Annotated in this window: 29 protein-coding genes; 16 read left to right on the plus strand and 13 right to left on the minus strand. The window is 50.0% G+C overall.

Annotated features, from left to right (window positions below):
* Window positions 1–117: 117 nt before the first annotated feature.
* The 3 genes from RSJ68_05110 to hpnD all read right to left on the minus strand — a co-directional run bounded on the left by RSJ68_05110 (window position 118) and on the right by hpnD (window position 3,108).
* A complete protein-coding gene (locus tag RSJ68_05110; GenBank protein WNU98098.1) occupies window positions 118–837 on the minus strand; it encodes an SDR family oxidoreductase in 720 nt (239 codons plus the stop codon).
* A gap of 112 nt (window positions 838–949) precedes the next feature.
* Window positions 950–2,263, minus strand: coding sequence for a hydroxysqualene dehydroxylase HpnE (gene hpnE, locus RSJ68_05115; GenBank protein WNU98099.1), 1,314 nt, complete (start codon window positions 2,261–2,263; stop codon window positions 950–952).
* Window positions 2,260–3,108, minus strand: coding sequence for a presqualene diphosphate synthase HpnD (hpnD, locus tag RSJ68_05120; GenBank protein ID WNU98100.1), 849 nt, complete (start codon window positions 3,106–3,108; stop codon window positions 2,260–2,262). Before hpnD ends, hpnE begins: the two co-directional genes overlap by 4 nt.
* A 196-nt stretch (window positions 3,109–3,304) precedes the next feature.
* Between hpnD and hscA the strand changes: the two genes are divergently transcribed.
* The 3 genes from hscA (at window position 3,305) to fdx (ending at window position 6,035) form a co-directional block, all read left to right on the plus strand.
* Window positions 3,305–5,167 (plus strand): Fe-S protein assembly chaperone HscA, encoded by a 1,863-nt coding sequence (hscA, locus tag RSJ68_05125; protein ID WNU98101.1) that lies wholly within the window; start codon window positions 3,305–3,307, stop codon window positions 5,165–5,167.
* Window positions 5,168–5,245: 78 nt separating this feature from the next.
* Window positions 5,246–5,608 carry a TIGR02328 family protein gene (locus RSJ68_05130; GenBank protein ID WNU98102.1) on the plus strand — a complete coding sequence of 121 codons (363 nt, stop codon included), beginning with the start codon at window positions 5,246–5,248 and terminating at the stop codon, window positions 5,606–5,608.
* Between the two features lie 85 nt (window positions 5,609–5,693).
* Window positions 5,694–6,035 (plus strand): ISC system 2Fe-2S type ferredoxin, encoded by a 342-nt coding sequence (fdx, locus tag RSJ68_05135; protein ID WNU98103.1) that lies wholly within the window; start codon window positions 5,694–5,696, stop codon window positions 6,033–6,035.
* Between the two features lie 135 nt (window positions 6,036–6,170).
* Here fdx and RSJ68_05140 read toward each other — a convergent pair whose 3' ends face one another.
* The gene (locus RSJ68_05140) at window positions 6,171–6,782 is read right to left on the minus strand and encodes a hypothetical protein (GenBank protein WNU98104.1); all 612 of its coding nucleotides are present in this window, start codon (window positions 6,780–6,782) and stop codon (window positions 6,171–6,173) included.
* A gap of 260 nt (window positions 6,783–7,042) precedes the next feature.
* Here RSJ68_05140 and iscX point away from each other — a divergent pair, with 260 nt between their 5' ends.
* Entirely contained in the window at window positions 7,043–7,240 is a 198-nt protein-coding gene (gene iscX, locus RSJ68_05145) for a Fe-S cluster assembly protein IscX (GenBank protein WNU98105.1), read from the plus strand.
* Window positions 7,241–7,247: 7 nt separating this feature from the next.
* Here the strand turns inward: iscX and RSJ68_05150 are convergent, their stop codons facing one another.
* Entirely contained in the window at window positions 7,248–7,487 is a 240-nt protein-coding gene (locus RSJ68_05150) for a hypothetical protein (protein ID WNU98106.1), read from the minus strand.
* A gap of 96 nt (window positions 7,488–7,583) precedes the next feature.
* Between RSJ68_05150 and metF the strand changes: the two genes are divergently transcribed.
* Together metF and metE are read left to right on the plus strand one after the other, a co-directional pair.
* Window positions 7,584–8,462, plus strand: a complete 879-nt coding sequence (gene metF / locus RSJ68_05155; GenBank protein ID WNU98107.1) for a methylenetetrahydrofolate reductase — start codon at window positions 7,584–7,586, stop codon at window positions 8,460–8,462.
* Between the two features lie 135 nt (window positions 8,463–8,597).
* Window positions 8,598–10,874: a 5-methyltetrahydropteroyltriglutamate--homocysteine S-methyltransferase gene (gene metE, locus RSJ68_05160; protein WNU98108.1), complete on the plus strand. Its 2,277-nt coding sequence runs from the start codon at window positions 8,598–8,600 to the stop codon at window positions 10,872–10,874.
* Between the two features lie 246 nt (window positions 10,875–11,120).
* Here the strand turns inward: metE and RSJ68_05165 are convergent, their stop codons facing one another.
* On the minus strand, window positions 11,121–11,840 hold the full coding sequence (locus RSJ68_05165; GenBank protein WNU98109.1) for an S-methyl-5'-thioinosine phosphorylase: 720 nt from the start codon (window positions 11,838–11,840) through the stop codon (window positions 11,121–11,123).
* Between the two features lie 264 nt (window positions 11,841–12,104).
* Entirely contained in the window at window positions 12,105–13,175 is a 1,071-nt protein-coding gene (locus tag RSJ68_05170) for an AI-2E family transporter (GenBank protein ID WNU98110.1), read from the minus strand.
* Window positions 13,176–13,407: 232 nt separating this feature from the next.
* On the opposite strand from RSJ68_05170, the gene purM reads away from it, so the two are divergent.
* Window positions 13,408–14,442, plus strand: a complete 1,035-nt coding sequence (gene purM, locus RSJ68_05175) for a phosphoribosylformylglycinamidine cyclo-ligase (GenBank protein WNU98111.1) — start codon at window positions 13,408–13,410, stop codon at window positions 14,440–14,442.
* 83 nt (window positions 14,443–14,525) lie between these two features.
* Here purM and RSJ68_05180 read toward each other — a convergent pair whose 3' ends face one another.
* Together RSJ68_05180 and RSJ68_05185 are read right to left on the minus strand one after the other, a co-directional pair.
* Entirely contained in the window at window positions 14,526–14,969 is a 444-nt protein-coding gene (locus RSJ68_05180) for a DUF4124 domain-containing protein (GenBank protein ID WNU98112.1), read from the minus strand.
* A 168-nt stretch (window positions 14,970–15,137) separates the two neighbouring features.
* Window positions 15,138–15,620 carry a pyridoxamine 5'-phosphate oxidase family protein gene (locus tag RSJ68_05185; protein WNU98113.1) on the minus strand — a complete coding sequence of 161 codons (483 nt, stop codon included), beginning with the start codon at window positions 15,618–15,620 and terminating at the stop codon, window positions 15,138–15,140.
* A gap of 393 nt (window positions 15,621–16,013) precedes the next feature.
* On the opposite strand from RSJ68_05185, the gene dnaQ reads away from it, so the two are divergent.
* Window positions 16,014–16,736, plus strand: a complete 723-nt coding sequence (dnaQ, locus tag RSJ68_05190; GenBank protein ID WNU98114.1) for a DNA polymerase III subunit epsilon — start codon at window positions 16,014–16,016, stop codon at window positions 16,734–16,736.
* A complete protein-coding gene (gene ispD / locus RSJ68_05195; GenBank protein ID WNU98115.1) occupies window positions 16,733–17,422 on the plus strand; it encodes a 2-C-methyl-D-erythritol 4-phosphate cytidylyltransferase in 690 nt (229 codons plus the stop codon). Before dnaQ ends, ispD begins: the two co-directional genes overlap by 4 nt.
* 107 nt (window positions 17,423–17,529) lie before the next feature.
* Here the strand turns inward: ispD and crcB are convergent, their stop codons facing one another.
* Window positions 17,530–17,892 (minus strand): fluoride efflux transporter CrcB, encoded by a 363-nt coding sequence (gene crcB / locus RSJ68_05200; protein ID WNU98116.1) that lies wholly within the window; start codon window positions 17,890–17,892, stop codon window positions 17,530–17,532.
* A 214-nt stretch (window positions 17,893–18,106) separates the two neighbouring features.
* Between crcB and RSJ68_05205 the strand changes: the two genes are divergently transcribed.
* Complete coding sequence (locus RSJ68_05205; GenBank protein ID WNU98117.1) at window positions 18,107–18,670, plus strand: alpha/beta hydrolase; 564 nt, start codon at window positions 18,107–18,109, stop codon at window positions 18,668–18,670.
* Between the two features lie 104 nt (window positions 18,671–18,774).
* Window positions 18,775–19,590 (plus strand): squalene synthase HpnC, encoded by an 816-nt coding sequence (gene hpnC / locus RSJ68_05210; protein ID WNU98118.1) that lies wholly within the window; start codon window positions 18,775–18,777, stop codon window positions 19,588–19,590.
* A 317-nt stretch (window positions 19,591–19,907) separates the two neighbouring features.
* Here hpnC and RSJ68_05215 read toward each other — a convergent pair whose 3' ends face one another.
* Window positions 19,908–21,317, minus strand: a complete 1,410-nt coding sequence (locus tag RSJ68_05215) for a tetratricopeptide repeat protein (GenBank protein ID WNU98119.1) — start codon at window positions 21,315–21,317, stop codon at window positions 19,908–19,910.
* Window positions 21,318–21,544: 227 nt separating this feature from the next.
* Here RSJ68_05215 and RSJ68_05220 point away from each other — a divergent pair, with 227 nt between their 5' ends.
* The 5 genes from RSJ68_05220 to RSJ68_05240 all read left to right on the plus strand — a co-directional run bounded on the left by RSJ68_05220 (window position 21,545) and on the right by RSJ68_05240 (window position 23,503).
* Window positions 21,545–21,976, plus strand: coding sequence for a type II toxin-antitoxin system RatA family toxin (locus RSJ68_05220; GenBank protein ID WNU98120.1), 432 nt, complete (start codon window positions 21,545–21,547; stop codon window positions 21,974–21,976).
* Complete coding sequence (locus RSJ68_05225) at window positions 21,969–22,244, plus strand: RnfH family protein (GenBank protein WNU98121.1); 276 nt, start codon at window positions 21,969–21,971, stop codon at window positions 22,242–22,244. The genes RSJ68_05220 and RSJ68_05225 overlap by 8 nt, the downstream gene beginning before the upstream one ends.
* A 66-nt stretch (window positions 22,245–22,310) precedes the next feature.
* The gene (pth, locus tag RSJ68_05230) at window positions 22,311–22,889 is read left to right on the plus strand and encodes an aminoacyl-tRNA hydrolase (GenBank protein WNU98122.1); all 579 of its coding nucleotides are present in this window, start codon (window positions 22,311–22,313) and stop codon (window positions 22,887–22,889) included.
* A 27-nt stretch (window positions 22,890–22,916) separates the two neighbouring features.
* Entirely contained in the window at window positions 22,917–23,123 is a 207-nt protein-coding gene (locus RSJ68_05235; protein ID WNU98123.1) for a dioxygenase, read from the plus strand.
* On the plus strand, window positions 23,120–23,503 hold the full coding sequence (locus RSJ68_05240) for a VanZ family protein (protein ID WNU98124.1): 384 nt from the start codon (window positions 23,120–23,122) through the stop codon (window positions 23,501–23,503). Before RSJ68_05235 ends, RSJ68_05240 begins: the two co-directional genes overlap by 4 nt.
* 89 nt (window positions 23,504–23,592) lie before the next feature.
* On the opposite strand, the gene RSJ68_05245 is transcribed toward RSJ68_05240, so the two are convergent.
* Complete coding sequence (locus RSJ68_05245; GenBank protein ID WNU98125.1) at window positions 23,593–23,862, minus strand: HU family DNA-binding protein; 270 nt, start codon at window positions 23,860–23,862, stop codon at window positions 23,593–23,595.
* Between the two features lie 184 nt (window positions 23,863–24,046).
* The gene (gene lon / locus RSJ68_05250; GenBank protein ID WNU98126.1) at window positions 24,047–26,509 is read right to left on the minus strand and encodes an endopeptidase La; all 2,463 of its coding nucleotides are present in this window, start codon (window positions 26,507–26,509) and stop codon (window positions 24,047–24,049) included.
* Window positions 26,510–26,629: the final 120 nt, after the last annotated feature.

Genomic DNA, 26,629 nt, shown 5'->3' on the forward strand with positions numbered 1-26,629 from the left:
TAGTCCGCATAAAACCTTAAGGCAGGTTGAGGAAAGGCTTCATGAGCGAATAAAGAAGCAATAAAAAGGTCGTCTGAAATCTTTTCAGACGACCTTTCAAATTACGGTAGAAGCAAATCAAAGATAAACGATTTCGCCGCTACGCCCCCTGCTCTCTTCACTTGCCCACCAAACAAACTGGGGCAATACGTCTTCGTAGTTTTTACGTTCGCTCTTCGATTCGCCGGGATGGGATTTGATGCGCTGCGGAGAATTAATCGGACCGGGGATCAGAACATTGGCACGCAGATTTTCAAAGCGTTCCCATTCGTCGGCGGCAACTTTACACAAATAATTCAATGCGGCTTTGGATGCACCGAAACCGCCCCAGTAAGCTTTCGGGGTTTCGCCGTGGCTTTCGCCGACGAAGATGACGGACGCGTCGGGCGACTGCTTCAGCAACGGAAGCAGCGCGCGGGTCAGACCCATCGGTGCAACGGTGTTGATACGGTATTGGTTGACCCATTCGGCGACGGTTTGAAAATCCAAAGGCGAGAGCGCGTAAAAATAGCTGGCGCAATGGACGATACCGTCGAGTTTCCCCTGAATCGCTTCGCCGATGGTTGCAGCAAACTGCTCGAATTCTTTTTCTTCCGCGCCGATTAAATCGAAACAAATGGCAAACGGCTCGGGACAGCCTGCTTCGACAATCGCATCATAAACTTTTTCCAGCTTTTTTTGATGGCGCGCAACCAGAATAACGGTCGCCCCCGCTTCAGCATAGGCTTTGGCCACTTCTTCACCCAAGCCTTGCGATGCTCCGGTTACCAGAATCGTTTTATTTTGCAATGTCGACATAATTCTTCCTTGATTGTGAAATTTAAGGGATTTAAGATATTTTAACGGTTTGCCGTGTCTTGTAAAGGCAATCGGAATAGGTCGAAACTCGGATTTGAGTTTCAGACGACCTTTATATTAATCCGAAATCTGCCAAACACATTTCCGCCGCCGTCAAACCTGACTGTACCGCCGCTTCCAACGTAGCCGGATAGCGCGAATGCAGGTAGTCGCCTGCCGGATAGATGCGCCGCTGGTGCAACCAAGCAAAGTTGGGAGTATCGGAATCAGGCATGCAGGCTGTGGTCGCGCGTTTTTCGGTGATGACGCGTTCGGCCTCGGGTTCGTCCAAATAAGGGCAGATGCGTTTTACATCGGCATGGACTTTCTCTGCCCATTCTTGGCTTTTGAACGCGCCGACATGGTCGGAAACGCTGATGACGGCGGCGACTTCGTTTGCCGGCAAACCAAGTGCGCCGCGATACACCAGCCATTGCGCCGTACCGTCGGCAAATCCGGTCAGCGGCGCAGGCAGATGGACGGTAACGGCATAGCGCAGATAGACGGTAGTAATTGAGTGATAACGGAGATTTTGATAGGTCGTCTGAATATAGTCGGGAGTATCTTCAGGGAAAAGATGGACGGCATGATACGGCGCAACCGCAACAATGACGGCATCAAAAACCTCATCATTCACAACGACACGTCCGTCAGGAAGGTTTTTCAGACGACCTACGCGGGTTTCAAGACGGATGTCCGCACCGCATTGCTTGAGTTTTGCCACCGCAGGTTCGGCGATGATTGCGCCTAAATCGCGCTTGAGCAAAAGGTAGTCGCTGCCGGATTTATCCGCCCATACGCCGTCGGACAAAACATTGCACAACACCCGCAAACTTGCATGTTCCAACGGCGTATTGAGCGCGCCCCACACCAGCGGCTGCCAAAACTCTGCAACCAGCCTGCGCGGGACATTGCGCTGCCGCAGCCATTGGGCAACGGCCAAATCAGCGCGCTTGCCGCGTGCGTAATGCTGCAACGCAGCCATATCAGATAACAGCTTGGTTTTCAGTGAAAACGAAACGTTTTTAGCACGCAATATGCCGGTCAAAATATGCAGCGGCGAAGGAAGATTGGTACTTTGAAACTGCAAACCTTCATACATATGCCATTGCAGGGGCAAACGGCAAAAAGCAGCTTCAGGGTCAGTACCAATGTGTTCCATCAGCGTCAAGACACCGTGATAAGCACCGAGCAAAATATGCTGCCCATTATCCAGAAAGCTGAATCCGTCGGTATTTCCAGCCAAAGTACGCGCCCTACCCCCAGCCTGCCGACCGGCTTCAAACACAGTAACATCAGCACGGCGCGCCAGCAACACTGCGGCAGACAAACCTGCCCAGCCTGCGCCGACAACGGCAATTTGCGGGCGAAGATGCGGAGTATTCATGGCTTAAATCCGAATAACCAAGTTTTCAGGGCGATACGCTTTTTACGCGGCGAAGGAATGGCAATTTTATAAGTCAAGACGTTTTGCGCGCCGTCGCGGTCGATTTCGTTCAGCAACGCGTAATAAATCGCCGCCATCACCAACCCGACTTTTTGGGATTTTTTATCGGCAGCAGGCAACAGCGACATCGCCTCGCGATAAGTCTCACGGGCGCGTGAAACTTGAAAGCGCATCAGTTCGGTAAAATTATCCGTCGGCTTACACTGCATAATCACGCTTGCAGGCACGTCAAACCGCTGCATTTCCTCCATCGGCAGGTAAATCCGACCGTTGCGTGCATCCTCGCCGACATCGCGGATAATGTTCGTCAGTTGCAGCGCAAGGCCCATTTTATCGGCGTATTCCAGCGTTCGGTCGTCTGAAAATCCCAAAATCCGCGCAATCAGGCAGCCGACTACGCCTGCAACGCGGTGGCAATACAGTTTCAACTCTTCAAAACTACCGTAACGCGCCTGAAGCAAATCCATCTGCATTCCGTCGATTAAGGCTTCCAATTCATATTTCGGCAGCTTGAAGATTTCCTTTATCTGCCGCAAAGCCTGATTGACCGGATGCTCCGGCACCTCGCCACCGAACACCTTGTCCAAATCGCCGCGCCACCAATTCAGCGTTGCCTGCGCCACATTCGGATCGGAGCAGTCATCAACCACATCGTCCAATTCGCGGCAAAAAGCATACAAAACCGTTATCGCATCCCGCTTTTCCTGCGGCAGGAAACGGAAGCCCGACAAAAAACTGGAGCGGCTTTCTTCTGCCTTCTGGCGACAATAATCAAGTCCTTGCACGGCGTGTCCTAAAAATTATCATAATAGTAAAATCAGATTTTATCGGATTTGGGGCAGTAGGGAAATTTCAGACGACCTTTATAAATAAAAGGAATCCGATTATCGCAATTCCCTACCAAACCACTCAACTATCCGCCCGAAATCTGTTAAAATACCGCCCTATCCTAATAAATACAGCATCAAAAGGCACACAATCATGGCTCTTTTGCAGATTTCCGAACCCGGCATGTCCGCCGCTCCGCATCAACACCGTCTCGCCATCGGCATCGACTTGGGTACGACCAACAGCCTGGTTGCTACCGTCCGCAGCGGCAGCCCGGTTTGTCTGACCGATATTGACGGGCGCACCACCCTGCCCTCCGTCGTCCGCTACGGCGAAGGCGACGCCGTCGAAGTCGGCAAAACCGCCCTTTCCGCCCAAAAAACCGACCCGCTGAACACCATCAGTTCCGCCAAACGCCTGATTGGTCGCACGCTGACCGACCTCGCGCATGAGGCGCAATACCTGCCCTACCGGTTCACGCCCAACGAGCGCGTGGTCGAGCTGAACACCCGCCAAGGTGCCAAAACGCCTATCGAAGTGTCGTCTGAAATCCTCAAAGCCCTCAAATCGCGTGCCGAAGAAACATTGGGCGGCGATTTGGTCGGCGCCGTCATTACCGTTCCCGCCTATTTCGACGATGCCCAACGCCAAGCCACCAAAGATGCCGCGCGTTTGGCGGGCTTGAACGTATTGCGCCTGCTCAACGAGCCGACCGCCGCCGCGATTGCCTACGGGCTGGACAACGCCTCGGAAGGTACGTTTGTCGTTTACGACTTGGGCGGCGGTACGTTCGACGTATCCGTATTGCAACTGACCAAAGGGCTGTTTGAAGTCAAAGCCACCGGCGGCAACAGCGCATTGGGCGGCGACGATTTCGACCACCGCCTGTTCTGCCACCTGCTTGAACAAAACGACCTTTCCAAACTCAACGAGCGCGACAGCCAGCTTCTGCTTTCCCTTGTCCGCGCTGCCAAAGAACAACTGACCGGCCAAACCGAAGCCGTCGTCGAAGCCACGCTTTCAGACGGCCGCAAAATCCATACCGTCATTACCCGCCAAGAATTTCACCACCTGACGCAAAATCTGGTGCAAAAAACCATAGAGCCGGTTAAACAAGCCCTGAAAGACGCTGGCGTGACCAAAGCCGACATCAAAGGCGTAATTATGGTCGGCGGTTCTACCCGTATGCTGCACGTTCAACAAGCGGTCGCCACCTTCTTCGGACAAACCCCGCTGAACAACCTCAACCCCGACGAAGTCGTCGCGCTCGGCGCCGCCATACAGGCGAACGTCCTTGCCGGCAACAAAACCGACGGCGAATGGCTGCTGCTGGACGTTACCCCCTTGTCGCTCGGTTTGGAAACCTACGGCGGACTCGCCGAAAAAATCATCCCGCGCAATTCCACCATCCCCACCGCACGCGCGCAGGATTTCACCACCTTCAAAGACGGTCAAACCGCCATGACGATACACGTCGTACAAGGCGAGCGCGAACTCGTTTCCGACTGCCGCAGCCTTGCCAAATTCACCCTGCGCGGCATTCCGCCCATGACCGCAGGCGCAGCGCGTATCCGCGTTACCTTCCAAGTGGACGCCGACGGCTTGCTGTCCGTTTCCGCACAAGAACAAAGCACCGGCGTACAGGCGCAAATCGAAGTCAAACCTTCCTACGGTTTGGACGACGACACCATCACCCAAATGCTCAAAGACAGCATGAGCAACGCCGCCGAAGACATGGCGGCACGCGCCCGTGCCGAAGCCGTGGTCGAAGCCGAAAGCCTGACCGGTGCCGTCAACGCCGCCCTTGAATTGGATAGCGATTTGCTGGATGCCGAAGAGCTTGCACAAATCCAACAAGACATCGCCGATTTGCAAGGTCGTCTGAAAGACGGCAACGCCGAAGACATCCGCGCCGCCGTCGCCAAACTCAGCCGCAGCACCGACAACTTCGCCGCCAAACGTATGAACCGCAACATCCAACGTGCGCTGACAGGGCAAAGTGTGGACGATATTTGACGGCAAACAGTTTCAGACGACCTTGTAAAACACAAGGTCGTCTGAAAATCTAATATCCCAACCGATCCGATTTCTTCTATGCGACTCTGGCACCAAACCCTCATCCCGCTACTCCCCCGCGCCCAGCTTTTGGGGCAACACCGCGAATGCGCCGCCCTGCGCGGAGCAGGCTGGGGCAGGCCGCACGCGACGGTGAATTACGTCTTCACCCATTCGCCTGACAAGCTCTATCTGTATCACGCGCTGATTATGGAAGAAATGGAAAAACGCGGTTACAAACCCGACCCGTTGTGGAAAGACCCGCTGTACCGCGGCAAAGCGGTTGCCCCTTATCCCGCACACGATATCGAAGCCGCCGATTCACCGATTTACCCCGAACACGATGATGCGTATCTAGACGAATGTCTGGAAAATTTAAAAAGCAAAGGTATCATGTTATAAACGGTTTCAGACGACTCCTTCATTACAAAAGGTCGTCTGAAAACGACTGACAAACCCTATCCACCCATTACAAGAGACAATAAAAATGCCCAAAATCACCGTACTCCCACACGCCGTATTATGTCCCGAAGGCGCAGTCATTGAAGACGCACCCGAAGGCAAAACCGTCCTTGACGTACTGCTCGACCACGACATCGAAGTCGATCACGCCTGTGAAAAATCCTGCGCCTGCACCACCTGCCACGTCATCATCCGCAAAGGCTTCGACAGTTTGGAAGAGCCGAGCGATCTGGAAGAAGACCTGCTCGACCAGGCATGGGGCTTGGAAGCCGACTCGCGCCTGAGCTGTCAGGCAGTGGTTGCCGACGAAGACTTGGTGGTGGAAATCCCCAAATACACCATCAACCACGCGCGCGAAGATCATTGATGCAAAGAGGTCGTCTGAAACGGATACAGCAATGTTCAGACGACCCCTGCCAAATTTTGAGCAAACAAAAAGTCGTCTGAAACTGCCTTACCGACCGTTTTCAGACGACCTTCCGTCAAATCGCTGCCAAATCGTTTATTTGGAACGTGGAACGACAAATCTCAAGCGGGAGATCTTCATTGACGCAGCGGCTTGGGCAACAGGGTAGCGTTCCACTTCACCTTTAACATTGATCATACTGAGGCGGCTGCCGCGGCGGGTAATAATGCTCTTAGGTTCGGGCTTCGGTGCCGGTTCGTTTTTTGTTGCGGTTGTAACGGATTTCGGCGGTTCGGGGACATATCCCGCCAAGCCGAAGCGTTTGATGATTTTATTTGCGGCATCCATATAACGCTGTTTTGCTTCTTCGTTTTCCACCGCCATATCGTCAAGCGCCACAGACACGTCGTTGCCGCAGCCGACAATACGTTCCGCAATACGCGAATACACCATCCAGCGTTTCAAACGCAAAGCGCCCGCATCTTCGTCCGGCGCAGCGGCATCCAAAGCAATCATGCCGTAACGCTTGCCATAACGGAGGCGCAGCGAAAGCCGCTTCAGCCCCTCGCTCTCGTCCAGCATCTGATAAAGCTCGCGGATAAGCAGCAGCAGGCGGTCGAACACGCCCGCTTTAGCAAGATAATTAGGATCATCGGAGGCGAGCGCGTAAATAAGTTTGGATAATTTGGCATTGAGTGCGTTGTTCATCGATTTTCCTGTTATTCATACTATAATGGATTTCTTTAAGAACCATTCCAAATGATTTGGTTGCATGACAAAGTGTAAATTTTCCTTAGTGAAAGTCAGAAAAATGTATTAACGTACGCCTTGAAAATATTACATAGGAAAATACCATATGCGATTTCAGACGCATTAATCATTGCCGACACAAATTTCCCCCAAAGCATTAAAACCTAAACAAGCCATCCCGAATCAAACCATTCGGACACTCCAAAAGGAACGACATCATGAAATGGACAGACACCCAACGCATCGCCGAGGAACTTTACGACCTGCACGGCGACAGCATCGACCCGAAAACCGTTCGCTTCACCCAACTGCGCGACCTGATTATGGCGCTGCCCGACTTCGACGACGATCCCGCACGCTGCGGCGAACGCATCCTCGAAGCTGTGCAACAGGCATGGATTGAAGAGGCTGAGTGAGGCAACATCATTTGCAAGCTAAAAACCAAGACGTCGTCTGAAAATTTTTCAGACGACGTTTGAATGGGTTGATAGCCAACTCAAGCGCGAAACATCTTATTGCTTTTGCGTTACCAACAAGAATACAAGCCATTGAAATCCATTTAATTTCAAAGTATTCCCACACATCAGAATATGTATTTTCTCCCCGGCTTGCCCTCATATGAATAGAGGCAAACATAATGGCAACCATATTAAAATAATTCATAAACTTTCTGAAAATTTTGAATTTGACTCATACACAAGGCAAATTTATCATACAAGCCTGAAAACGTTTAAAAAAGACAACCGAGGTACACAGCCAATGAGTTACGCAAAAGAAATCAATGCGTTAAACAACAGCCTTTCCGACTTGAAAGGCGACATCAACGTTTCGTTCGAATTTTTCCCGCCGAAAAACGAACAAATGGAAACCATGCTGTGGGACTCCATCCATCGCCTGCAAACCCTGCATCCCAAATTCGTCTCCGTAACCTACGGCGCAAACTCCGGCGAACGCGACCGTACGCACAGCATCGTCAAACGCATCCAACAGGAAACCGGCTTGGAAGCCGCGCCACATCTGACCGGCATCGACGCCTCTCCCGACGAATTGCGCCAAATCGCCAAAGACTATTGGGACAGCGGCATCCGCCGTATTGTCGCCCTGCGTGGCGACGAGCCACCCGGTTATGAGAAAAAACCGTTTTACGCCGAAGATTTGGTCAAACTCCTGCGCTCCGTCGCCGACTTCGACATCTCCGTAGCGGCATATCCGGAAGTGCATCCCGAAGCAAAATCCGCACAAGCCGACCTGATCAATCTGAAGCGCAAAATCGATGCGGGTGCAAACCACGTCATCACCCAATTCTTCTTTGACGTAGAACGCTACCTGCGCTTCCGCGACCGCTGCGTGATGTTGGGCATCGATGTCGAAATCGTTCCCGGCATCCTGCCTGTTACCAACTTCAAGCAACTCGGCAAAATGGCGCAAGTAACCAACGTCAAAATCCCGAAATGGCTGTCGCAAATGTATGAAGGCTTGGACGACGACCAAGGCACGCGCAATCTGGTGGCGGCAAGTATCGCCATTGACATGGTCAAAGTCCTGTCCCGCGAAGGCGTGAAAGATTTCCACTTCTACACGCTCAACCGCAGCGAGCTGACTTACGCTATCTGCCATATTTTAGGCGTGCGTCCTTAAAGCCGAAAACGGTTTCAGACGACCTCAGGGGTCGTCTGAAAAACAAAACGCCGCCCCATCCGCCCTATTCTGATTTACAATACCGACCGATTCGGATTGAACCGGTCCTTACAAAATCCAACTGGAGAGTTCAACATGACAACATTACATTTCTCAGGCTTCCCGCGTGTCGGCGCCTTCCGTGAATTGAAATTCGCCCAAGAAAAATACTGGCGCAAAGAAATCAGCGAACAAGAGCTGCTCGACGTCGCCAAAGACCTGCGCGAAAAAAACTGGAAACACCAAGCCGCTGCCAACGCCGATTTCGTTGCCGTAGGCGATTTCACTTTCTACGACCACATCCTCGACCTGCAAGTCGCTACCGGCGCGATTCCCGCCCGTTTCGGCTTCGACAGCCAAAACCTGTCTTTGGAACAATTCTTCCAACTTGCGCGCGGCAACAAAGACCAATTCGCCATCGAAATGACCAAATGGTTCGACACCAACTATCACTACTTGGTGCCTGAATTCCATGCCGATACCGAATTCAAAGCAAACGCCAAACACTACGTTCAACAACTGAAAGAAGCCCAAGCTCTCGGTCTGAAAGCCAAACCGACCATCGTCGGCCCGCTGACCTTCCTGTGGGTCGGTAAAGAAAAAGGCGCAGTCGAATTCAACCGCCTGAGCCTGTTGCAAAAACTGCTGCCCGTTTACGTTGAAATCCTGAACGCTTTGGTTGAAGCCGGTGCCGAATGGATTCAAATCGACGAGCCTGCTTTGGCTGTTGACCTGCCTAAAGAATGGGTAGAAGCCTACAAAGACGTTTACGCCACTTTGAGCAAAGTAAACGCCAAAATCCTGTTGAGCACTTACTTCGGTTCCGTTGCCGAACACGCCGCATTGCTGAAAGCCCTGCCCGTTGACGGTCTGCACATCGACTTGGTACGCGCTCCTGAACAACTGGATGCGTTCGCCGACTACGACAAAGTCCTGTCTGCCGGCGTTATCGACGGCCGCAACATCTGGCGCGCCAACCTGAACAAAGTTTTGGAAACTGTCGAGCCTCTGAAAGCCAAACTGGGCGAGCGTTTGTGGATTTCCAGCTCTTGCTCGCTGTTGCACACCCCATTTGACTTGTCAGTTGAAGAAAAACTGAAAGCCAACAAACCTGACCTGTACTCCTGGTTGGCATTTACCCTGCAAAAAACCCAAGAATTGCGCGTTCTGAAAGCCGCATTGAACGAAGGTCGCGATTCCGTTGCCGAAGAACTTGCCGCCAGCCAAGCTGCCGCTGATTCACGCGCCAACAGCAGCGAAATCCACCGTGCAGACGTCGCCAAACGCCTTGCCGACCTGCCTGCCAACGCAGACCAACGCAAATCACCGTTTGCCGACCGCATCAAAGCGCAACAAGCATGGTTGAACCTGCCCCTGCTGCCGACGACCAACATCGGTTCTTTCCCGCAAACCACCGAAATCCGCCAAGCACGCGCAGCCTTCAAAAAAGGCGAACTGTCTGCCGCCGATTACGAAGCCGCGATGAAAAAAGAAATCGCCTTGGTGGTTGAAGAGCAAGAAAAACTGGACTTGGACGTACTGGTACACGGCGAAGCCGAGCGTAACGACATGGTCGAATACTTCGGCGAACTGCTGAGCGGTTTTGCATTCACCCAATACGGCTGGGTACAAAGCTACGGTTCACGCTGCGTGAAACCACCGATTATCTTCGGTGACGTAAGCCGCCCAGAAGCCATGACTGTCGCTTGGTCTACTTACGCACAAAGCCTGACCAAACGCCCGATGAAAGGCATGTTGACCGGTCCTGTAACCATCCTGCAATGGTCTTTCGTCCGCAACGACATTCCGCGCGCTACCGTGTGCAAACAAATCGCACTGGCTCTGAACGACGAAGTATTGAATCTGGAAAAAGCAGGCATCAAAGTCATCCAAATCGACGAACCTGCCATCCGCGAAGGCCTGCCTTTGAAACGCGCCGATTGGGATGTCTACCTGAACTGGGCCGGCGAATCCTTCCGCCTGTCCTCCAGCGGTTGCGCAGACAGCACACAAATCCACACCCATATGTGCTACTCCGAGTTCAACGACATCCTGCCCGCCATCGCAGCTATGGACGCCGACGTCATCACCATCGAAACTTCACGTTCCGACATGGAACTCTTGACCGCGTTCGGCGAATTCAAATACCCGAACGACATCGGGCCGGGCGTTTACGACATCCACAGCCCGCGCGTACCGACAGAAGCCGAAGTGGAACACCTGTTGCGCAAAGCCATCGAAGTCGTACCGGTTGAACGCCTGTGGGTGAACCCGGACTGCGGTCTGAAAACACGCGGTTGGAAAGAAACTCTGGAACAACTCCAAGTGATGATGAACGTTACCCACAAACTGCGTGCCGAATTGGCGAAATAAGTTTGAACTAGCGTAATCAATCAAAAGGTCGTCTGAACATTTTCAGACGACCTTTTTATATGGTTTAAAGAATCAAGAGAAAAACATAGTGGGTTAACTTTGAAGCAATACGGCATTGCCCCATCTAAGCTTCGTAGGGGAAATTCCCAACAATAAAACAACAGATGGAACATTTTCACAGGCTTTACGCCGCATTTAGATCCATTATCATGTACTGATTTAAAGTCAATCTAAAAAAGATGTTTATTACAAACCCGCAAGCAAGCTGCGGATTTTTAGGACTGCAAGCTCCGTTTCCATGCCACAGCCGCCCGTGTCCGTCATTTTGCCGCTGAGGCAGCGGATGTCGGTGATGCCGCAGAAGTGGGCGTATTTCATGCCCAGTTCGCGGGCGAGGACGGCTTCGGGCATTCCGGTCATACCCAGTACGTCCACGCCGTCACGGCGGTAACGTTGGATTTCGGCGCGGGTCGGCCAGCGCGGGCCTTGCAGGCAGCCGTAAACGGCTTGGGTGTATAAGGGCATTTGGTGCTGTTGCGCGTGTTCGGCAATTTTTTCGCGCAGTCCGGCGGAGTAGGGTTCGAGAAAATCGGTGTGTACGACCGGTTCTTCCTGTCCTTCAAAAAAGGTGTCCTTGCGGCCGTAGGTGTAGTCGATCAAGTCGTCGGGCAGGACGAGTGCGCCGTTTTCAAAGCGGTCGTTGATGCTGATGACGGAGGAAACGGCGACGATGTATTCCGCACCTATGGAATGCAACGCCCAAATGTTGGCGCGGTAGTTGATTTCATGCGGCGCGACGGTATGGCCGAAGCCGTGCCGCGCGAGGAAGATGATGTCCTGACTGCCCAGTTTGCCGCTTAAGACAGGGCTGCTGGCCAGTCCGTAGGGGGTACGGACGATTTTGCGGTCAGTGATGCTCAGTTCGGGCAGCTTGGTCAGGCTGCTGCCGCCGATAATGGCTAACATATGATCCTTGTGTAAGTGATTTCAGGGAGTGAGTGTCGGAAAGAAAAAGGTTTGCAAGACAGCCATGATGATGGAAAACAGGATTAACACCTTCATTTTTTCCGGAAAGCTGTATCCGTCGGCTAGGGGAAGCACTTCCCATAGCAACATCGACAGAAAACCGGATATAAACCAAAGTGCAAAATTGTTCAACATGGCCGTCGAAGAAAGACTGGGAGGTCGTCTGAAAACCCATATCTGTTTTCAGACTACCTTTTTGCCCTTTTATTTGTGTTTGTAAAAACGGCTGTGGAAATAAGCGTTCACGCCTTCGCGCAGCAGGACTAAGGTTACGGCGGCAAGCGGCAGACCCACAAGCATTCCGACAAAACCCATGAGTTGTCCAAAAGCCATTAGGGAAAAAATTACCCAAAAAGGCGACAAACCGATACGGTCGCCAACAATCTTCGGAGTTATGAGGAAGCTTTCCAGCAACTGTCCTATGCCAAAAATTACCCACACCATAATCAGCCCGTTCCATGTGCCAAACTGCAGCAAAGCGGCAACAGTAGCCAACAAAAGACCGGTAAATGCACCCAAATATGGAATGAACACCAAAATACCGGCAATCATACCGATGGCGAAACCCGAATCCAGTCCGACCAGCATCAGACCGATGCCGTACACCAGCCCCATAATCAGCATCACCATCAACTGCCCGCGAAGGAATTCGCCTAAAACTTCATCCATATTGCTTGTGATGCGCGAATAAAAGTCAATAAAGCGGCGAGGAACCAACGCACTAATCGCGTAAGCCCAGCGTTTCCAGTCCAACAGAAAGTAATAAAGCAAAAGCGGCAGCAGTATCAGATTGGTCACACTACTAATAACGTTACCGCTCTGACGCATTAGTGTAGGCATCCAATCCGTTAACGTATTACTCATTTCACCAGTATGGGATTGCAGCCAGGCAACCACTGAGTCCTGATCGATTTGCATATAATCGCCTGCTGCATTGTTTAACCAAGGCAATAGTTTATTTTGTATGAAATCAACAATTTGAGGAAAGCGGCTGACCATATTGTTAAATTGATTGATCAACATAGGAACAATAATTAGCATCAACAATAGCAAGAGTAGTAACGCCAGTACCATCACTATCATAGAAGCCGGGCCCCGTTTAATCTTTTTTTTCTGCAACCATTCCACGAGCGGATTGAGTACATAAGCCAATACTGCCGCTACAATAAACGGCGTCAGAATATTGCCCAGGGCATACAGTAACCAGACAAAAGCTACAATTACCAAGCCCATAATGATCCACGGCTTCGAACCGCGCGTTTTTTTCTGATACATATAACCTTTTAACCTTTCTATGTGTGTTTCTGTGCAATTGGCCTAAATTATTTAAAATTATTTTCTAAGGGACTTGACCTGTTCAACTTGCGGGTTATGATAAATTGAAAGCCTTTTTCTAGAAACTCGGAATTATTTACAAAATCACTGAAAAATCCAAGCCCCTGCCTGCAAAATAAGGTAAAATGCTCGGCATCTTTTTTTCGTCTCAATCATGATAAGGAACCCATTCATGAACACTTCATTGAGCTACCGCGACGCTGGCGTGGACATCGACGCCGGCGATCAACTGGTTGAAAGCATCAAACCTTTTGCCAAACGCACTATGCGTCCCGAAGTGTTGGGTGATTTGGGCGGCTTCGGCGCATTGGTCGAAATCAGCAAAAAATACAAAAATCCCGTCCTTGTCAGCGGCACCGACGGCGTGGGCACTAAGCTCAAACTCGCCTTCGACTGGGACAAACACGACACCGTCGGCATCGACCTCGTCGCCATGAGCGTCAACGATATTTTGGTTCAAGGTGCTGAGCCTTTGTTCTTCCTTGACTATTTCGCCTGCGGCAAACTCGATGTCGCCCGCGCTACCGACGTGATTAAAGGCATCGCCCAAGGCTGCGAAGAATCCGGCTGCGCCCTTATCGGAGGCGAAACCGCCGAAATGCCAGGCATGTATCCCGAGGGCGAATACGATTTGGCAGGCTTCGCCGTCGGCGTGGTCGAAAAAGAGCGCGTCATTAACGGCCGCAGCATCAAAGCAGGCGACATAGTGTTGGGCTTGGCTTCCAACGGCGCCCATTCCAACGGCTATTCACTCGTCCGCAAAATCATCGCCCGCGACAATCCCGATTTAGACGCCGAGTTCGACAACGGCAAAACCCTGCGCGAAACCATCATCGCCCCGACCCGCCTGTATGTGAAACCCATCCTCGCCGCTTTGGAAAAATTCACCATTAAAGGCATGGCGCACATCACCGGCGGTGGCATCACCGAAAATGTGCCGCGCATCCTGCCTGAAAACACCGTCGCCCAAATCGACGCCAAAGCATGGGAATTGCCCAAGCTGTTCCAATGGCTGCAACAGGCAGGCAATGTGGAAACGCAAGAAATGTACCGCACCTTCAACTGTGGCATCGGCATGGTGGTCGTGATTGCCGAAGAGGATGCCGACGCGGTGCAGGCGTTCTTAACCGAACAAGGCGAAACCGTTTACCGTTTGGGCAAAATCCGCGAACGCAACGGCAACGAGCATCAAACCCAAGTGGCTTAAATCACAAGCCTGAATCTAAATAAAAGGTCGTCTGAAACAGCCAAACCATCTGTTTCAGACGACCTTTTAAATTTTGTAACCCATTAATTGCAATATTTGGCAACATCCCCTTGATACCGTTTGACCAAATCATCACGATTGGCAACGCGCGCGCTTTCGGCAGACTGTTGGTTCATTCGTGCGACACGGCAGTTGTCTTCTTTGTTTTTACGGTTTTCTTCCTCAATTTTTTTATTTTGCTCCTCAATCAGTTTATTCTTAGCCAACATCCGCTCATTTAATTTCGCCTGTTGCTCTGCCAGCGTACCCTCGTCCGCAGCTTCGGATTTGGGTTTGGCTACCGCTTTGACGCTGTGCGTACGGATATTCATCACATTGGAGCGGTCAAGCTGGAGCCGGTTCGGCGTATCGGAATAGCTGTTTCCCTTGCCGTTTTTCCATGTATAGACACTGTCAGCCGCCAATGCGCCGGAAGAACACAAAACTGCCGCCGCCAATACGGATAATGCAGAAAGTTTCAATTTCATTAAAATTCCCCTATTCAAATGATGAGCGATTAATTTGAAATGACAATATTGTACTTGATTTTAAATAATATGTCATAACAAGACGATTACTGTGTATCAAAAAGCAAAAAAATCGCCCCTTTAAACATTTAAGGGGCGCAAAAGGAACACAAACCACTACCAAAACTGTTACAAGGCAAATCCTCCTGATTTTAATTGATGGGTTGCCGGATAAAGTGCTTTCATCAAATCATGCGGTGAAAGCGATAAATCTCTGCTGCCTGTCGTCAGACGCCCCTGCTTCGGGGTCAGTTCAAGCAGACAAGTATCTTTAGCCTGGATAAACTTATTTTTCGTCTGTCGCAACCGGCGTTGTAAAGCGGAAACAACTTTTTCATATAAGCTGTCTTTTTTCTGTACTTCCCGGGTATTTGCCACCCAGCTCAGACGAATATCACTGGTTTCGTCCTCAATCAGCAAAATGCCCGCTTCTACTTGCTCTGCCTTATTCATACAAGGCAGCCAAACATAATAGCGTCCGTCCAGCGTAATGTAGAATACATCGTGAACTTCACAATCGTTGCAGCATTGGGTTGCCAAAAGCGAACGGATGGTTTGTTGATGCAGTCTTAGAATATCAAGGGAGACTTGCTTGAAAATACTTTCCGGCATTTCATTCTCCTTTCATTCTGTTGCGCTGTCGTTTCGTTTCGATGAGTTGCATTATACGAGTATTTTTTAATTTTGCAAATGATAATTGTTACTATTTTTTAAAACAGAAATAACACAATGATTTAAAAAGAAATTAATTTTTTAAAAGTTGAGTATTTTACTCAGGATTTAGTATCCATCAGCCTTTTGAAAGACAAACTGCTTTCGCTCGTCTGAAAATTGTCAGCAATTTCTACTTTTGGTAACCATAAGACGGCTCATACCCCACTTGTCTAAAATATTTTCCCTCATCTAAACAACATCCCAATAAGAATACAAAGCAACACCACTCTATACTTTCACCCCCTCCTTGAGTATGATACGAGACATTTTTTCATTCAGTCATTGGAGCATTTGATGAGACGCCAGATTATCCTTGATACCGAAACCACCGGCCTTTACGCCGAAAACGGCGACCGCTTGGTCGAGTTTGCAGGACTGGAAATGGTCAACCGCCAAATGACCGGACGCTTCCTGCACCTTTACGTCCATCCCGAGCGCGATATGCCTGAAGAAGCCGCACGCGTACACGGGCTGACGATTGACGTTTTAGAAGAAAAAAACGCTCCGCCGTTTGCAAAGGTCGGACAAGAAATCAGCGAATTTATCCGTGGCGCGGAATTGATTATCCACAATGCGAAATTCGACGTAGGCTTCTTAAATATGGAATTCCGCCGCATGGGTCTGCCCTCCGTCGAAGAGCTTGGTTGTGAGATTACGGATACGCTGGCGATGGCGCGTGAAATGTTTCCTGGGCAAAAAGCCAGCCTGGATGCCTTGTGCAACCGCCTCTCCATCGACAGAAGCAAACGCGTACTGCATGGCGCTTTAATCGACTGCGAGCTTTTAGGCGAAGTTTATTTGGCGATGACGCGCCAACAATTCGACTTAATGGGCGGAGAAGGCGAAGAAGAAACAAAAGAAGACAAGCCCGTCATCATCGCCGAAACAAAACGTTCGTCGCACTTAAAAGTCATCAAAGCCAATTCTGAAGAGCTTGATGAACACGAAAAATATCTCGACGCGCTGGGAGATGTCTGCATATGGAGGCAGGCAGCCGCGGGAGAGAATGTATGAACAGACGGCACATCGCCCTGATTCCCGCCGCAGGGGTCGGCGCTCGCTTCGGTGCAGGCAAACCCAAACAATATATCCGGATACACGGCAAAACCGTCTTAGAGCATACGGTTGCCATTTTTACACAGCATCCGCTTATCGACTTGGTCGCTATTATTGTCTCACCTGATGATCCTTTTATTAATCATCTTCAGACAACCTCTGATAAGACAGTGGTTTTCAACGTCGGAGGCAATACCCGGGCAGAAACCGTCCGCAACGGTGTGCAAACACTGATGGAAAAAAGGTTATCGGATAACCACGATAATATTTTGGTTCACGATGCCGCCCGCTGCTGCCTGCCCCAAGATGCCTTGTCGCGTCTGATTCAGGAAGCCGGAACAAAAGCAGAAGGCGGCATTTTGGCCATTCCCGCAGCCGACACCATCAAACGTTCCGATACCGACGGACAAATTCTGGAAACCGTACCCCGTACAGACTTATGGCAGGCACAGACACCGCAGCTTTTTCAAGCCGGATTATTGAATCGCGCCCTATCCGCCTCCGACTTAAACGGTATTACCGATGAAGCCTCTGCCGTAGAACAACTGGGCATAAGGCCTCTACTGGTACAGGGGGATATCCGCAATCTCAAATTAACCCTCCCTCAGGACGAATTTATCATACGGCTGCTTTTGAATACTTGAATAACCTCGACAAAAAGGTCGTCTGAAAACCAGAATTTGGATTTTCAGACGACCTTTTTGTCGGTAAGCAGTAAAGCAACGCTAGCACAACCTCGAATAGTTTTGCCTCATTTCAAACAATGGGCCAACCAAATGCCCGCTGCCGTCAATATAAACGAACCGCCGATATGGAGGAATACGGATAATGCAGCAGCCATCCACCGCCCATCCTGTATCATAGCCACCGTCTCAAGGGAAAAAGAGGACAATGTGGTCAGACTGCCTAAGAAACCGGTAATCAACAGCAAACGCCATTGAGGATCTGCGACCCATTCGGCACAAAATCCGATAAGCAAAGCCCCTATCCAGTTTGCAGCCAGCGTCCCCCAGCCCAAAATCGGCGCAGCGGGAAGCAGCAGACCAAGTATCCAACGCAATACCGCGCCGACAACCGCACCTAGGGCAACCGGAAAAATATTTAAGAAGTTCATAATCAAATTAAAAACAAACTGAAATTACCGTACGCAAGGTCGTCTGAAAATAAAAATACCGATGTCTCCAAGCTTTTACAGACATACTTGCTTAGATTGAATCCAAAGTTCAAATAGTTCTTACCAAAGGTAACGATAAAACTGAAATAAACAGTGAGTGTTATAATAAATGAATCGACACACCCGACAGGTCGTCTGAAAAGGAGTAATCGACATGCACCGACGCGTCTTTATCGTACACGGTTTTGAAGGCAATCCGCACGGCAACTGGTTTGACTGGCTCTCGGCACAAGTCCGCGCCGCAGGCTTCCAAGCCGACGCGGTGGCGATGCCCAATCCCGAACGGCCGACCGTTTCTTCTTGGCAGTTCGCCCTCGACCAACACATCGGCAAACCCGACGAAAATACTTTCTTAGTCGGGCACAGCCTAGGCTGCATCACCCTTCTGCACTTCCTCAGCCGTCAGCAGCCCGAAAAAATCGGCGGCTTAGTACTGGCGGCGGGATTCGCCGACCCCCTGCCCCCGCTGCCCGTCCTTGATGCCTACATCAAAGGGGCCGCGCCCGAATTCGACATCCTGCGCAAAATCCAAATGCCTAAACACTGCATTGTCTCCGACAACGACACCCACGTTCCGCCCGAATTGACCTTGAGTATGGCGGAAAAACTCAAAAGCCCCGTTACCCACATCGCCAAAGGCGGACACCTGATGGCATCCGACGGCTTCACAGAACTGCCGCAAGCTTGGGAAGTATTGAAACCGATGCTTACGGGCTAGAATATCAGCCGTCAAGCACTTCAAATTTCACATTACAGGGCATCTGCCCGCAAAAAAACGAATCGACATTCTATCACCTGCAATACCTGAATCCCGAATCCATCATGTCCGTCAACCATTACGAAAATTTCCCCGTCGGCTCGCTCGTCATGCCGCGCCGCCTGCGCAAGCCTACCCATGCCGTTTACGCTTTTGCACGCACTGCGGACGACCTCGCCGATGAAGGCAATGCCGAAGCCGATGAACGCTTGCACGCTTTGGACGAACTTAAATCCGAACTTGACCGCATACAATGCGGCGAAACGCCGCTGACCCCGCTAATGCAACGTTTGCAACGTGAAGCTATCGCGCCTTTCAAGCTGCCGCTGCAGCCGTTTTACGATCTTTTGTCCGCATTCAGTCAAGATGTTGTCAAAACCCGTTATCAGGATTTTGGCGACCTGATCGATTACTGCCGCCGTTCCGCCAATCCGGTCGGGCGCATTATGCTGCACCTGTACGGACAAACCGACGAAGTCAGCATCGCCCAAAGCGACGGCATCTGCACCGCGTTGCAACTCATCAACTTTTGGCAGGACGTTGCCGTCGATTGGCAGAAAGGCCGTGTTTATATCCCGCAGGACGACTTGCAAAAATTTAACGTCAGCGAAGCGCAAATCGCCGAAGGTAAAGCAGATTTTGCGTTCCAAAGACTGATGGCGTATGAATGCAACCGCGCGTTCCAAATGCTCAAAGGCGGTTCGCCCTTGGGTAAAACGCTGAAAGGCCGTTTGGGATTTGAATTGCGGATGATTATTGTCGGCGGACAACTGATTTTGCAGAAACTGGACGGCTGCAAATACGATATGTTTACACAACGCCCTATTTTGGATAAAAAAGATTGGCTGATTATTTTGAAACGGGCATTCTTGAAGAAATAAACCGGCCGGCGCAAAAGGTCGCCTGAAAACTCAGCTTCAAGGCTGTTTTCAGACGACCTCATCACAGCCCTCTCATCAAATGTATCTTGAAAAATAGTTACCTTATCCTCGTTTGTAGTGAGAATACATCGCCAACCTAATCAATAATTTCAAATCGTAAAAATTATTCTCTTTGAACTTGGCAAGGCAACGTCCTACTTGTTAAACCCGCCATAAACTCATTTACTTGGGATATACATAAATCAAACGTTGTCTGAAAGCCTGACGGTTTTCAGACAACGTTTAATATATGATCTATTGAAACGCCGGCATTCGGCTTAAGCCACTGCCTGCCGCCATTGCGCCAAAAGCTGCTTCAATACATCAGGCTGATCGTGTCCGTTGCGGATAGCGGCTTCCAACCATTTACACGCTTCATCTGCATCATGCGCTATGCCCGTTCCGTTAAAATAAAGGCAGGCAAGATTGTATTGCGCCATTGCATCATGGTTTAGTGCCGCTTTTTCGAACCATTCTGCCGCCTTGGCATAATTCTGTGCCGTACCGTGTCCGTTGTAATACATCATGCCCAAATTGGTCTGCGCCTTCCCATGACCCAATAAAGCCGAACGTTCATACAGCCTCAACGCTTCCGAATGATCGGGATGGCGATTCAAACCATAATGCGCGGCAAACGCCTGCTGATAAAGTTGCTCTGCTTCCTGCTTCTTCAAAGCTTTTTCTTTTGCTTCGGCATATTCCTCGGGTTTATTGCCCAAGGCAATATCGGCAAGCAGTTTCTGATGTGCCTGGATATTTCCTTTATCCGCTGCCTGACGGTAATAGCGCCGTGCCTTCATAGGGTCGGGAAGCACACCCAGACCATAACGGTAAATATCGCCCAAAATCCTTAAGGCTTCGGAATGCTGCTGTGCAGCCGCTTTTTCCGCATACGCATGAGCCTTGCCGGTATTGCGTTCCACCCATTTTCCCAATAGGTAAATTTCTGCCAATCTTACCTGTGCGTCGCTGCTGCCTCCTCTTGCCGCAGCCTTCAAACGGTGTATGGCCTCTGTCGGATCAGTTTCCAGCAGTAAATCCGCCAACATGGTTTGTGCGGCAGCAATCCCGCTATCGGCTGCATGGCGCAGATGAACGACGGCAAGCTGCTTGTTCGGGTCAGTTCCCTGTCCTAATTTATATTGCAGTCCCAGCTGCCAATGTGCTGCAGGAAAATCCTGCTCCGCAGCTTGTCGGTAAAACAAATGTGCCTGAGCAAAATCGGGAGGCGAGGCATATTGATGGTGTTGCGCTAAAAAGTATAATGCCTGCGGATGATGCTGAGCGGCAGCCATGTACGCCCATTGCAACGCCTCTTCATGCCGCCCACCGTCATGCAAACTCCGCATCAGCTTAAGCTGGGCATGGATGATACCTTCTTCAGCCAGCTCCTTGTAAGCTGCCATCAATGTATTGAAAGGCATGCCTTGTGATTCTTGAATCTGGAGCAGATTGTATCGAGCATAAGGATGCCCGCTTCCCGCCGCCTGCTGCATCAGTCTGATACCTGCCTGCCTATCCGCCGAAGTCCCTAAGCCCTGCAACAGACAGCCTGCAAGTTGGAATGCGGATTCCGCATGCCCGGCTTGCGCAGCCTGACGCAACAAAGGAACGGCTGCTTCAAAATCAGGAGGTGTCCTAGCCAAATGTGAAATTGCTTCCCTGTAAAATGTGTCAGCGGTATTCATTTTTATAATCCGATTTATCTAAAATGCGCCGGATAATTAATTTTTCTTGTTTTATGCTATACAAACCAACCGGCGGCCAAGTCGCGCAAGTTTATCAGAATTTTGCCCCCTTGTTTATTCTATTATAATAATTCTTTTATTCTCAAATATATAATACGGTAAAGTGTCGTCTGAAAAAGACGGTAAACTCGTTTATAATACGATTTTTCTTTCAGGCCGTTTTAACCATGAAAAAGGTTGAAAAAAACGTATTGGTGCTGCACAGCGCAAAACAGATGTTCGACTTGGTCGATAAAGTTGAGGACTATCCAAACTTTCTCCCATGGTACAGTAAAACCGAAGTCATAGAGCGCAAAGATAAGGAACTCAAAGCACGGCTGTTCATGGACTATATGGGTGTGCGTCAATCTTTTGCGACACACAACCACAACATTCCCGGCTCGGAAATCCGTATGGACTTGCTGGAAGGCCCTTTCAAAACCTTGCGCGGTACATGGAAGTTTATCGATTTGGGCGGTGATATGTGTAAAATCGAATTTCGTTTGGAATATGATTTTTCCAATATGCTGCTTTCTACCGTCATTTCCCCCGTATTCAACCACCTCTCCGGTACGCTGGTCGATGCATTCGTCAAAGAGGCAGACAGACGCTATGCTTGAAATCGAAATTGTTTACGGAACGGCTGAAAAACAGATATTGCGCTCAATCCGTATTGAGCAAGGAGCAACTGCAAGGACGGCTGTGCGTCAAAGCGGCTTGGATAAAGATTTTCCTGAATTGGATTTGAATGCGGCCCCTTTGGGTATTTTTGGAAAAAGAGTCAAAGATGACGTTTTGTTGCGCGACCGAGACCGTATCGAGATATACCGCCCTTTACTGATTGACCCGAAAGAAGCAAGACGCAAACGGGTCGGTAAAACCAAATAAAATGCTTGAAAAGGTCGTCTGAAAACCGTTTGCTGTTTTCAGACGACCTCTCTTTGAGGAAACACAATGTCAAATAAAATCAAAATGATTGTAGGACTGGGAAATCCCGGTTCGGAATACGAACAAACGCGCCACAATGCCGGATTCTGGTTTATCGACGAATTGGCATGGCAATATAAAGCTACTTTAAAAGAAGAAAAAAAATTCTTCGGCTCAGTAGCCCGCATCAGCATATCCGGCTCAGACTTATGGCTTTTAAAACCTTCAACATTTATGAACCGCTCCGGTCAGGCAGTAGCCGCGCTGGCGCAATTCTACAAAATCAAGCCTGAAGAAATCCTGGTCGTCCATGACGAACTGGATATACCGTGCGGCAGGATAAAATTTAAATTGGGTGGGGGAAACGGCGGTCATAACGGCTTAAAAGACATTCAGGCACGCTTGGGAACGCCTGATTTTTACCGCCTGCGCTTGGGTATCGATCATCCGGGAGACCGAAATCTGGTTGTCGGCTATGTCCTGAATAAACCCAGCCCGGAACACAGGCAGCAAATTGATGAAGCCATCAATAAATCATTAAAAGCCGTTCCCATGCTGTTAGCCGGAGAATGGGAAGAAGCCGTACGTTTTTTACACAGCAAATAAATTTCAGACGACCTTTGGGAGCAAACAATGAATGAGCTTCTAGAATTAATTCAAACAGAATCTGTCGGAACGGTAGAAGAAACACTGGACTTTTTCTTATACGAATGCAGCTTGGACGAAGCACCGACCATTGAAGAAGTCAAACTATGGCGTGATGAACTGGACAAACGGGGGGATAAATTTATCCGTTTGTCCGCCATCTGCCAAAAATGGCTGGATGAGGAAACACAATGAAACTGCCTTTGAATAAGTTTACCTTGTTAGCAGCAGCTTGGTTTGCAGCAAGTATTTACGCATTACTTTTCAAAGAGTCCGGCAATGCGCCCCCTCCCTTTCCCAATTTCGACAAGGTTGCCCATTTCATTACGTTCTTTGCACAAACATGGTTAATAGCCAAAATCTTTTTAGCCGAGCAAAAACACGTGCCTTATAAAAAACTATTGATATTCGCCTTATTGTTTGCCTTCTTTAGCGAATGGGCTCAAGCAACGTTTACAACGACAAGGGAAGGCTCACTTGGAGACGGAATAGCGGATATGCTTGGCACAATGGCTGCCTTATGGTTTGCCAAAAAGGTAGAGACTGCAAAATTACAGAATCAAAAGCCTATCTGATGCCATATTCGAATACTGAAAACTTCTTAGGCAGTCTATAAAATAAAAAACCGATTCCCCATATGGAATCGGTTTTTTACAAGGGAAAATTACAGGGCATCTTTCAATGCTTTACCGGCACGGAATTTAGGAGTTTTAGCAGCAGCGATGGTCAGAGGCTCGCCGGTTTTAGGGTTGCGGCCTTGACGTTCTGCGCGTTCGCCAACGTAGAAAGTACCGAAACCGACCAGAGTTACGGTGTCGCCTTTTTTCAGAGCGTTGGTTACAGCATTGGTAGTGGCATCCAGAGCTTTTTGGGCGGCAGCTTTAGAAATGCCGGCTTCTTGAGCAATTGCTTCGATCAATTCAGACTTATTCACAATCAGTCCCTTCCTATCGTTGAAAATAATGAAATGCCCGAATACTCGGGGCTTCGTACTTTTGAGTACCTTTGCGCTTTATAGCAATTCTGAAAATACCGTGTCAAGCAAAAAATGCGGAATTGCCCTATTTTACAGGCTTTCAAGGCAAACCCGCATCTTTTGCAACACATTTTTTACAAAATCAGTGTTTGGTCGCTTTCGCCCTTGACTTAGGCTTGGCGGCTTCAACCTGCGCCTCTTCGGTACTTAAAGGCGCAACCCAAGGTGTCGGCTGGCTTTCCAAGCCCAAAGCGAGGACTTCGTCTATCCATTTGACCGGATGGATGATCAGGCCGGTTTTCACGTTTTCAGGGATTTCTTCCAAGTCTTTGACGTTGTCTTTCGGAATCAGGACGTGTTTGATGCCGCCGCGCAAGGCAGCCAACAGTTTTTCCTTCAAACCGCCGATTGGCAAGACTTCGCCGCGCAGGGTGATTTCGCCTGTCATCGCCACATCGGCGCGCACCGGAATTTTGGTGAAGGCAGACACCATCGCCAAAGTCATGGCAATACCTGCGCTCGGGCCGTCTTTCGGCGTTGCGCCTTCGGGAACGTGAACATGGATGTCTTTTTTCTCGTAAAAATCAGGAGCCAAACCCACTGATTCTGCACGGGAACGGACAACAGACCATGCCGCGGACACAGATTCCTTCATCACATCGCCCAACTGACCGGTACACTGAATCACGCCCTTGCCCGGCAACGCCACGGCTTCGACAGTCAGCAATTCGCCGCCGACTTCCGTCCACGCCAAACCGGTAACCTGTCCGATACGGTTTTCACTTTCGGCAACGCCGTAATCGAAGCGGCGCACGCCCAAGTAGTCATGCAGGTTTTTCTCATTGACTTTAACCGCCTTAGGCTTGGCTTTGCTGGTTTTCTTGGTTTCAGACGACCTCTTCTTATCTTCGTTCAAGGTAATCTGCATCACCACCTTGCGGCAGATTTTGGCAATCTCGCGATCAAGCGAACGCACACCGGCTTCACGCGTGTAATAACGGATAATATCGCGTACCGCGCTTTCTTCAACCACCAATTCGCCTTCTTTCACGCCGTTGCGTTTCATTTGTTTTGGCACGAGATACTGCATGGCGATATTGATTTTCTCGTCTTCGGTATAGCCGGACAAACGGATGATTTCCATGCGGTCGAGCAACGGGGTCGGAATATTCAAGCTATTAGATGTGGCGATAAACATCACATCGCTCAAATCGTAATCCACTTCCGCATAATGATCGGCAAACTTGTTGTTTTGCTCAGGATCGAGCACCTCAAGCAACGCGCTGGAAGGATCGCCTCGGAAGTCGCTGCCCAATTTGTCGATTTCGTCGAGCAGGAACAGCGGATTCTTCACGCCTGCCTTAGCCATGTTTTGCAGGATTTTGCCTGGCATAGAGCCGATATAGGTGCGGCGGTGGCCGCGGATTTCGCTTTCGTCGCGCACGCCACCCAAAGCCATACGGACATATTGGCGGCCTGTTGCTTTGGCAATGGATTCTCCCAAAGAGGTTTTACCCACCCCCGGAGGACCGACCAAACACAGAATCGGACCTTTGAGCTTGTCCATACGTTTTTGGACGGCGAGGTATTCCAAAATCCGTTCTTTGACTTTTTCCAAGCCATAGTGGTCGGCGTTCAACACCAAATCGGCTTTGGCAATGTCTTTGCTGACACGGGATTTTTTCTTCCACGGCAGCTCAAGCAAAGTATCGATGTAGTTGCGTACCACGATAGATTCCGCAGACATAGGCGGCATCATTTTGAGCTTTTTCAGTTCGGACAGGCATTTCTCTTCGGCTTCTTTGGTCATGCCCGCTTCTTTGATTTTTGCTTCCAACGCATCCAGTTCGCCGCGTTCGTCTTCTTCGCCCAATTCTTTCTGAATCGCTTTCACTTGCTCGTTCAGATAATACTCGCGCTGGGATTTTTCCATCTGGCGTTTGACGCGGCCGCGGATGCGTTTTTCGACCTGCATGATGTCCAGTTCGGATTCCAACTGGGCGAGCAGAAACTCCATACGACCGATAATGCCGAAGGTTTCCAAAATCTGTTGGCGCTGCTCCAGTTTCAACTGCAAATGCGCCGCAATCGTGTCCACCAAACGGCTGTTATCATCGATACCGTTGATGGTATTGATGATTTCGGCAGGGATTTTTTTATTTAACTTGGCGTATTGGTCAAACTGGGTAAGCAGCGTGCGACGAATGGCTTCAATATCGGGATTGTCCGCATCCGCATACTCATCGACAGCTTCGACATGTGACAGGAACAATCCGCCACTCTCTTCAATGGTCAATACTCTGCCGCGCCGGATACCTTCGACCAACACTTTCACCGTGCCGTCAGGCAGCTTCAACACCTGCAAAACCTGCGCGACCGTACCCGTACGGTGCAAATCGGACGCCGTCGGATCTTCGGTGTTCGGGTCGATTTGCGCCAGCAAAAACACCGGATCGTCATTCGCCATTGCCGCTTCCAATGCCGCAATGGATTTCGGGCGGCCTACAAACAGCGGCAGCACCATATGCGGATAAACGACGACATCGCGTAAAGGCAGGGTTGCCAGTGCGCTGTATTCCTCAAAATGTTTTTCTTTTGTCGGCATATTGTTCTCTACTTGGTAATAAATTTGGAATGTGGCTTAAATTGGGATGGAAAAGCGTATTTCAAGACTTGAAAAAGCCGATGTACGCTTCTATTTTTATCGGCAACTTTTTGCGATAAA

This window comes from Neisseria sp. DTU_2020_1000833_1_SI_GRL_NUU_006, assembly GCA_032388755.1.
Classification (GTDB): domain Bacteria; phylum Pseudomonadota; class Gammaproteobacteria; order Burkholderiales; family Neisseriaceae; genus Neisseria; species Neisseria sicca_C.

Coding starts and splice junctions, on each gene's coding strand:
- RSJ68_05110 (WNU98098.1), bottom strand. CDS start 837: ATGTCGACATTGCAAAATAAAACGATTCTGGTAACCGGAGCATCGCAA.
- hpnE (WNU98099.1), bottom strand. CDS start 2,263: ATGAATACTCCGCATCTTCGCCCGCAAATTGCCGTTGTCGGCGCAGGC.
- hscA (WNU98101.1), top strand. CDS start 3,305: ATGGCTCTTTTGCAGATTTCCGAACCCGGCATGTCCGCCGCTCCGCAT.
- RSJ68_05130 (WNU98102.1), top strand. CDS start 5,246: ATGCGACTCTGGCACCAAACCCTCATCCCGCTACTCCCCCGCGCCCAG.
- fdx (WNU98103.1), top strand. CDS start 5,694: ATGCCCAAAATCACCGTACTCCCACACGCCGTATTATGTCCCGAAGGC.
- RSJ68_05140 (WNU98104.1), bottom strand. CDS start 6,782: ATGAACAACGCACTCAATGCCAAATTATCCAAACTTATTTACGCGCTC.
- iscX (WNU98105.1), top strand. CDS start 7,043: ATGAAATGGACAGACACCCAACGCATCGCCGAGGAACTTTACGACCTG.
- RSJ68_05150 (WNU98106.1), bottom strand. CDS start 7,487: ATGAATTATTTTAATATGGTTGCCATTATGTTTGCCTCTATTCATATG.
- metF (WNU98107.1), top strand. CDS start 7,584: ATGAGTTACGCAAAAGAAATCAATGCGTTAAACAACAGCCTTTCCGAC.
- metE (WNU98108.1), top strand. CDS start 8,598: ATGACAACATTACATTTCTCAGGCTTCCCGCGTGTCGGCGCCTTCCGT.
- RSJ68_05165 (WNU98109.1), bottom strand. CDS start 11,840: ATGTTAGCCATTATCGGCGGCAGCAGCCTGACCAAGCTGCCCGAACTG.
- RSJ68_05170 (WNU98110.1), bottom strand. CDS start 13,175: ATGTATCAGAAAAAAACGCGCGGTTCGAAGCCGTGGATCATTATGGGC.
- purM (WNU98111.1), top strand. CDS start 13,408: ATGAACACTTCATTGAGCTACCGCGACGCTGGCGTGGACATCGACGCC.
- RSJ68_05180 (WNU98112.1), bottom strand. CDS start 14,969: ATGAAATTGAAACTTTCTGCATTATCCGTATTGGCGGCGGCAGTTTTG.
- RSJ68_05185 (WNU98113.1), bottom strand. CDS start 15,620: ATGCCGGAAAGTATTTTCAAGCAAGTCTCCCTTGATATTCTAAGACTG.
- ispD (WNU98115.1), top strand. CDS start 16,733: ATGAACAGACGGCACATCGCCCTGATTCCCGCCGCAGGGGTCGGCGCT.
- crcB (WNU98116.1), bottom strand. CDS start 17,892: ATGAACTTCTTAAATATTTTTCCGGTTGCCCTAGGTGCGGTTGTCGGC.
- RSJ68_05205 (WNU98117.1), top strand. CDS start 18,107: ATGCACCGACGCGTCTTTATCGTACACGGTTTTGAAGGCAATCCGCAC.
- hpnC (WNU98118.1), top strand. CDS start 18,775: ATGTCCGTCAACCATTACGAAAATTTCCCCGTCGGCTCGCTCGTCATG.
- RSJ68_05215 (WNU98119.1), bottom strand. CDS start 21,317: ATGAATACCGCTGACACATTTTACAGGGAAGCAATTTCACATTTGGCT.
- RSJ68_05220 (WNU98120.1), top strand. CDS start 21,545: ATGAAAAAGGTTGAAAAAAACGTATTGGTGCTGCACAGCGCAAAACAG.
- RSJ68_05225 (WNU98121.1), top strand. CDS start 21,969: ATGCTTGAAATCGAAATTGTTTACGGAACGGCTGAAAAACAGATATTG.
- pth (WNU98122.1), top strand. CDS start 22,311: ATGTCAAATAAAATCAAAATGATTGTAGGACTGGGAAATCCCGGTTCG.
- RSJ68_05235 (WNU98123.1), top strand. CDS start 22,917: ATGAATGAGCTTCTAGAATTAATTCAAACAGAATCTGTCGGAACGGTA.
- RSJ68_05240 (WNU98124.1), top strand. CDS start 23,120: ATGAAACTGCCTTTGAATAAGTTTACCTTGTTAGCAGCAGCTTGGTTT.
- lon (WNU98126.1), bottom strand. CDS start 26,509: ATGCCGACAAAAGAAAAACATTTTGAGGAATACAGCGCACTGGCAACC.